At 70.9% G+C, this 6,989-nt stretch carries 5 protein-coding genes; 4 read left to right on the top strand and 1 reads right to left on the bottom strand.

Going from position 1 to position 6,989, the window contains the following annotated elements; all coding sequences use genetic code 11:
* Positions 1-262 precede the first annotated feature (262 nt).
* On the top strand, positions 263-1,081 hold the full coding sequence (locus tag MET9862_RS20045; protein WP_053608427.1) for a helix-turn-helix domain-containing protein: 819 nt from the start codon (positions 263-265) through the stop codon (positions 1,079-1,081).
* 303 nt (positions 1,082-1,384) lie between these two features.
* Positions 1,385-2,287 carry a hypothetical protein gene (locus MET9862_RS20040; RefSeq protein WP_142584640.1) on the top strand — a complete coding sequence of 301 codons (903 nt, stop codon included), beginning with the start codon at positions 1,385-1,387 and terminating at the stop codon, positions 2,285-2,287.
* Between the two features lie 130 nt (positions 2,288-2,417).
* Here MET9862_RS20040 and MET9862_RS20035 read toward each other — a convergent pair whose 3' ends face one another.
* Entirely contained in the window at positions 2,418-2,987 is a 570-nt protein-coding gene (locus MET9862_RS20035; RefSeq protein ID WP_142584639.1) for a recombinase family protein, read from the bottom strand.
* 199 nt (positions 2,988-3,186) lie between these two features.
* On the opposite strand from MET9862_RS20035, the gene MET9862_RS20030 reads away from it, so the two are divergent.
* The gene (locus MET9862_RS20030) at positions 3,187-6,153 is read left to right on the top strand and encodes a Tn3 family transposase (protein WP_122163124.1); all 2,967 of its coding nucleotides are present in this window, start codon (positions 3,187-3,189) and stop codon (positions 6,151-6,153) included.
* Positions 6,154-6,209: 56 nt separating this feature from the next.
* Positions 6,210-6,905, top strand: coding sequence for a hypothetical protein (locus MET9862_RS20025; RefSeq protein ID WP_142584638.1), 696 nt, complete (start codon positions 6,210-6,212; stop codon positions 6,903-6,905).
* Positions 6,906-6,989 lie beyond the last annotated feature (84 nt).

Genomic DNA, 6,989 nt, shown 5'->3' with positions numbered 1-6,989 from the left:
GTCGAGTCGTGAGTCGGGGAAGGAGATGATCGCCGCGGAAACGAGACCCTGAAACGACTACGGGCCCCCCGTCGCCAAACGAGGAGCCCGCGAAATCGAGTGGTCTGTGAGGACCGTTTCCAATCCCTCACAAGCCACATGGCACCCCCGGGTGTCAAGGCGGAACGCCAATTCCGCCAACGATGAAGTCGTGCTTTGTGGAAAGGGTACCCACACAGTGGGCATCCCTTGCTCTGCCGCGGCCCTGCGAAGGGCCAGGACGATGTTTGCTGAGGAGATCCGCCGACAGGCGGAGATAGCCCCCCAAGCCGCGCTGCCGACCGTGACGGCTGCGCTCTGGCGCGCCTATAGCGAAGGGAAGATCACCGAGGCCGAGGCCGAGGCGCTGTCCGGGCTGATCGAGGCACGCACCGACGCGCCGGCGTCCCGACGGGTTTCCCTGGCCGCGCCAGCTACCTCTAACAAAAGCGATAGCCCGCCCGCTCAAGATCGCGCAGCGTCAGCTAGGAGGGCCGTCGGCTCGCGCCCGCGCACAGATGCCTCGATGGAGCGCCGTCGCCGCTGGGCTGCCTCGGGGCGGCTTCCGCCGGGGCTCGCGGCCCGGTTCACACTGGCCGAGCAGGCGGTTCTCGCCCTCGTGGCGGCCGAGACCGTGCGCCGGAAGGACTGTCGGCTTTCGATCGAGAACATGGCTGCGGTCGCAGGTGTGTGCCGCTCCACCGTGAAGAACGCGATCCGCGAGGCGCGTCGGCTCGGGCTGCTGACCGTCGAGGAGCGCCAGATCACGGGCTTCCGCAACGATACGAACGTAGCCCGCATCATTTCGGCCGAGTGGCTCGCCTGGATCCGGCTGGCGCGGCACGGCGATCCGCTCTCGAAGCGAGAAGGGCAGGCCGAACCATCCACACTTCGAGGGGGAGGGGTCAAAAGCGTGACCAGCACGCCTACTGGAGTTCTAACCCTGTCAGAACCGGGGAAAACGGAAACGTCAAAATGCTGCCGGAGGGCAGCGGGCGACCTCGATCGATCCGATCAGACGCGAATCCGCGCGGGTGGTGGCACGGGCCGAGCCATGCGCTGAGGGTCTGACGCCGGACGATCTGACGAACGCACCGGCTCGGTGGGCGCTCGAGGGGCGTAGTCTGTCCGGACATCGGATGAGGGCCTGATCGGTCCATGGGTGTGACCCAGAGGACGGGAGGAATTGAGATTCTGGAGGTGGGCCGCTCGCCTGCGCGCCGGCCTTAGCAGGGACGGAGGAAGGGGGCGTCGGGTCGTCCGACGAAAATCCCGGGAAAGACGAACACGACAGTCACCCGGCGCCGACGCGCCGCGGTGACCGCTCGGGCTCGCTCCGCTCCCCTCGCACCTGAGGAACCTCACAATGACCAACACCGTGCCCGCCGGCGCGCATGATCCCGCACGCCCACCAGCCTCACAGGAGGGGTTGGAAGCGCTGCTCGAGATCCTGCCGCACCGGCACAAGCCCGGTCTCCGGGCCGCGCTGTCAGGCCCGGACCCGAGCCGGCCGAACTACGGACACGTCTTCGTCCGACAGGAACTCCTGGCTTCCGCGCTCGGCCTGATCGGCCTCGGTCCGTCCTGGATCCGGCCTGGTGAGCCGATCCCGATCCGCTTCGACCTCGAATACGACGCCCGGCTCGGGCCGCGCCTCGTGATCTCCGCCAGCGACTGGCCGACGCCGGCCCAAGCCGCCGCCGACGCGGAGCTCCGTCGATCCCTGGAAGAGCAAGGCAGGTGGTGGCAGAGTCGCGCCCCTGAACGGCTGCGCCAGCTCTTCGCCCTGGTACCCGAGGACGACGGCCCGCGCTGGGCTGCCCTGGCGCTACAGCTCCAGAACCTGGACGAATGCCGGATCGTGTCTCTCGCCGTGCGGCCGGTCGACCTCGATGATGCCGATGCCGTGCATCAGGCCCTGCGCGATGCGGCGGAGTTCATCCAGTGGACCGGCGCGGACGCGGTGCTGGTCGTCACCGGCGATCGTCGGACCGGCGGGCGGGCGTTCAGCGACCCGCGCGTGGTCGAGGCCGCATGCGATCTCGGCGGAGCGCTGATCACGCTCGCCGGGCCGGTGCCGACGCTCGTCGACGCGCTCGCCTGGCGCTCTTCCCCGATCCCCGGCGCGGTGCAGGCTGCGATCGAGGAGGTGCTGCGCGGCGAGCTCACCCGGGCCGACCGGCCCCGGCTCGACCGGATCGAGGAGGTGCTCACCCGCCCCCGCATGGCCCCCGGCATTGAGGCGTGGCCCTCGGACGCGCCGTTCTGATCCTCCGCGCGGCCCGGACGCGTGTCGCGCCCGGGCCGGCCCCGGGACGGCTCACCCCTGTCCCGGTCCCTCTTGGGGTCACTGCAAGAAAGTGACGTCTGCGTACGCTCAGGCGGAACGGAGAGCGAACTCAGGCCGCGGGTTCGGTTCCGAGGCTGGCCAAGGCCTCGTAGAGGGCGGTCTTGCCGACCTTCACGCGGGCGGCGGCCTCGCGCACGGTGAGACCGGTAGCGAGAAGAGCCCGGGCTCGGACGAGCTTGTCCGGCGTGACCACGGGCTTTCGGCCTCCCTTGTGCCCGCGGGCTTCCGCGGCGCGTAGTCCGGCGCTCGTTCGCTCGCGGATGAGGTCGCGTTCGAACTGGGCGAGTGCCCCGAACAGGTGGAACACGAGCGTGCCGCCCGGCGTCGTGGTGTCGACGCCCTCGGTCAGGGACCGGAACCCGATGCCCTTGGCCTCGAGCCGCCGCACCGTCTCGATCAGGTGCGCCATCGAGCGGCCGAGCCGGTCGAGCTTCCACACCACTACCGTGTCGCCGCGCCGGACATAGGCGATGGCCTCCGTCGGGCCCGGACGGTCGGCCTTGGCACCCGAAGCGCGGTCTTCGAACACGTGGTCGCAGCCGGCGCTGCGCAGGGCATCGTGCTGGAGCGCCAGCGTCTGATCGGCGGTGGACACGCGCGCATAGCCGATCAAGGCCACTCCAGTCTCCCTGCCGTCCGTCTACGCGTCCGGGAATCATCTTGTCCGTCTTGCCGTTGTCAAGCCATGTTACCGGACACGCGCGGCCTTGGCCGTCATTCGGCCGTATGACGGATCGATCAAGCCCGCGCCGACCGCCCATCAGAGCTCCACGGCAGCGCCGCTCCAAGGCTAAGCTTGGCTCCGCGGAGGGCGGAGCATGGCGCGGCGACGATTGTTGAGCGACGCGGTCTGGGCGCGCTACCTCGCGCCGCCCGCCGACGAGCGCGCAGTTGCCCGCCACGCCACGCTCGGCCCCGACGACATGGCCGCCGTCACCGGCAAGCGGGGCAGCGCCAATCGGCTCGGCTACGCGCTCGTGCTCGTCTACCTGCGCCACCCCGGGCGGGCGCTGGAGGCCGGCGAGATCCCGCCTGAGCCCGTCCTGACCTACGTGGCCCGCCAGCTCGCCGTGCCGGCCGCGGTCTACGACGATTACGCCCGCCGCGATCCCACGCGCCGTGCCCACCTCGTCGAGGCCATGCGCGCGGGCGGATATACGGCGTTCGATCGCACGGCCGCCCATGCCGCCGTGGCGTTCCTGACCGCTGCGGCCCAGACCATCGTGCGACCGGGCCAGCTTGCCGGTATCCTGGTCGACGAATTACGCCGCCGACGCGTGGTCCTGCCTTCGCCGCCGGTGCTCGAGGCCGTGATGCGCCACGCCCGCCAGCGGGCCGAGCGCCTCGGTCATGAGGTGCTGACCGCAGGTCTCGACGAGGCCGCTCTCGCCCGCCTCGATACTCTGCTCGCGGCGCGGCCAGCCGGCAAACTCACCTGGCTCGGATGGCTGCGCAAGGCGCCGCAGTCGCCGGCGCCGAAGAACGTCCCCAAGCTGATCGATCGCCTGGAGTACGTGCGGGCGCTCGGGATCGACCGGACTCGCGCCGGTGCGCTGCCGGCGCTTGTGTTCGAGCGCTTGGCCGACGAGGCCGCCCGGATCGCCGCGCAGCACCTGGCTGGCCTGAACCCGTTGCGGCGACGCGCGGTGCTGGCGGCGGCGGCCGTCGCCCTGGAGGAAGCGCTGACCGACGCGACGCTGTCGATGTTCGAGAAGCTGATGGCGGCCCTCGGTCGCGCGGCCGAGCGCAGGAGCGACGCGCGTGCCGCCCGCTCGATGCGCGCGGTGCAAGGTGACCTGCGCGTGTTCGCTCTCTCCGGCCGCGCGATGATCGCAGCGCGTGGCCGAGGTGAAGACCTCGACGCCGCCGTGGCGGACAAGGTCGGCTGGACGCGCTTCGAGGCTGCGGTCGCCCGCGCCGAGGCGCTCTGCGGGCCGGAACTCATCGATCCGACAGTCGAACTGGTCGCCCGTCACAAGAGCGTCAGGGTGTTCGCGCCCCGGCTCCTCGACACCTTCGCCTTCGAGGGCTCGCCCGCGGTCCAGGACCTCATGGTCGCGCTCGATCTGATCCGCACCACCTACCGCGATGGCAAGCGCAAGCTGCCGGCCGCCCCGCCGCTCCGGTTCGTGCCGCGTCGCTGGCGGGCGTTCGTCGTCGACCAGGGGCGCGTCGACCGCGCCGCCTACGAGCTGTGCGCCTTCTCGGAACTGCGCGACCGGCTCCGCGCCGGCGACGTTTGGGTCAGAGGTTCGCGGCGCTACCGCGCCTTCGACGACGATCTCCTGCCCCGCCCGACCTTCGCGGCCTTGAAGGCCGCCGGTCCCCTGCCGCTCGCCGTCGCGCCGCACTTCGAGGACCATCTGGCCGAGCGCAGCCTTCGGCTCGAGGAGGCCGCCGCGGTCGTCGCGGCGCGGGCCAGGGCCGGCACGCTGCCCGATATCCGCCTGGACGCGACGGGGCTGACGATCACGCCGTTGCGCGCCATCACGCCACCGACCGTCAAAGCGGTACGGCAGGCGCTCTACGACCGGCTGCCGCGGGCGCGCATCACCGACGTGCTGCTCGACGTCGACACCTGGACCGGGTTCTCCGAGTGCTTCACGCATCGGCGGACCGGCCGAACCTGCGATGATCGCGCCGCGCTGCTCACCTGCGTGCTGGCTGACGGGATCAACCTCGGCCTGACCCGTATGGCGGAGACCTGCCGCGGTGCGTCGTTGCGGCAACTCGCGCTCGTCCACGACTGGCATGTGAGCGAGGGGGCCTACGCGGAAGCGCTCGCGCGCCTGATCGATGCGCATCGTATCCTGCCGCTGTCTCAGGTCTGGGGTGACGGCACCCGGGCGAGTTCGGACGGGCAGCACTTCTTCGCCGGCGGCCCGGGCGAGGCCATCGCCGACGTGAACGCACGTCACGGCAACGAGCCGGGGGTGTCGTTCTACACCCACGTCTCGGACCAGTACGGCCCGTTCCACACCAAGGTGATCGCGGCCACCGCGGGCGAGGCGCCGCACGTGCTCGACGGCCTGCTCTACCATCAGTCAGGCCTGGCCATCGCGGAGCACGCGGTCGATACCGGTGGTGCCTCCGACCACGTGTTCGGGCTGATGCCCTTCTTCGGCTACCGCTTCGCGCCGCGTCTGCGCGACCTGAAGGAGCGCAAGCTCCATCTCCCGCCCGGCGTGAGCATCGATCCCCTGCTCGCGCCCCTGGTAGACGCCGGCGGGCCGATCGACGTGGCTCACGCCGCCCGGCACTGGGACGAACTCCTGCGGGTGACGACCTCGATCCGCTCCGGCTCGGTGAGCGCCTCGGCTATGCTGCGCAAGCTCGGGGCGTACCCACGCCAGAATGGGTTGGCGCTGGCCCTGCGCGAGGTCGGCCGGCTGGAGCGCTCCCTGTTCATGTTGAACTGGCTACGAGACCTCGACCTGCGCCGGCGCGCGCAGGCCGGGCTCAACAAGGGCGAGGCCCGCAACGCGCTGGCGCGGGCGATCTTCTTCTGCCAGCTGGGCGAATTGCGCGACCGCACGTTCGAGAACCAGGCCTACCGCGCCTCGGGCCTGAACCTGATCGTGGCGGCGGTGATCCTCTGGAACACGCGCTATCTCGCCCGCGCTGCGGCCGACCTCGGCGTCGATCCCGACCTGATGCGGCACGTCGCACCGCTCGGCTGGGAGCACCTCTCGCTCACGGGCGACTATGCCTGGGATGCCGAGGACCAGCCGGCACCGGGCGAACTGCGACCGCTCCGGAGCAAGGCCTCGCTCCTCGCCGCGTAAGGAACTGCGTTCCTGATCCGTTCGTCCTTAGCGTACGCAGACGTCACTTTCTTGCAGTGACCCCAACTTGGATCCGGTCGGGCGAGCCGATCCCGATCCGCTTCGACCTCGAATACAACGCCCGGCTCGGGCCGCGCCTCGTGATCTCGGCCAGCGACTGGCCGACACCGGCCCAGGCAGCGGCCGACGCGGAGCTGCGTCGAACTCTGGAGGAGCAAGGGCGGTGGCGGCAGAGGCGCGCTCCTGAGCGGCTGCGCCAGCTCTTCGCCCTGGTACCCGAGAACGATGGCCCGCGCTGGGCTGCCCTGGCGATGCAGCTCCAGAACCTGGACGAATGCCGGATCGTCTCCCTCGCCGTGCGGCCGGTCGATCTCGACGATGCCGACGCCGTGCATGAGGCCCTGCGCGACGCCGCCGAGTTCGTCCACTGGACCGGCGCGGACGCAGTTCTCGTCGTCACCGGCGATCGTCGGACTGGCGGGCGGGCGTTCAGTGACCCGCGCGTGGTCGAGGCCGCCTGTGATCTCAGCGCCCCGCTGATCACGCTGGCCGGGCCGGTGCCGACGCCCGTCGATGCGCTCGCCTGGCGCTCCTCGCCCATCCCCGGCGCGGTGCAGGCCGCGATCGAGGAAGTGCTGCGCGGCGAACTCGCGCGGGCCGACCGGGCCCGTCTCGACCGCATCGCGGAGGTGCTCACTCGCCCCCGCACCGCTCCCGGCGACGAGGCCTGGCCCTCCGACGCGCCGTTCTGATCCTCCGCGCGGCCCGGACGCGTGTCGCGCCCGGGCCGGCTCACCCCTGTCCCGGTCCCTCTTCCTCAAAGATCCGAACCTCGA

The sequence above is a fragment of the Methylobacterium symbioticum genome, from assembly GCF_902141845.1.
Taxonomy (GTDB): Bacteria; Pseudomonadota; Alphaproteobacteria; order Rhizobiales; family Beijerinckiaceae; genus Methylobacterium; species Methylobacterium symbioticum.
The sequence above is the reverse complement of the archived record's forward strand: the minus strand, read 5'-3'. Positions and strand labels throughout refer to the sequence as shown.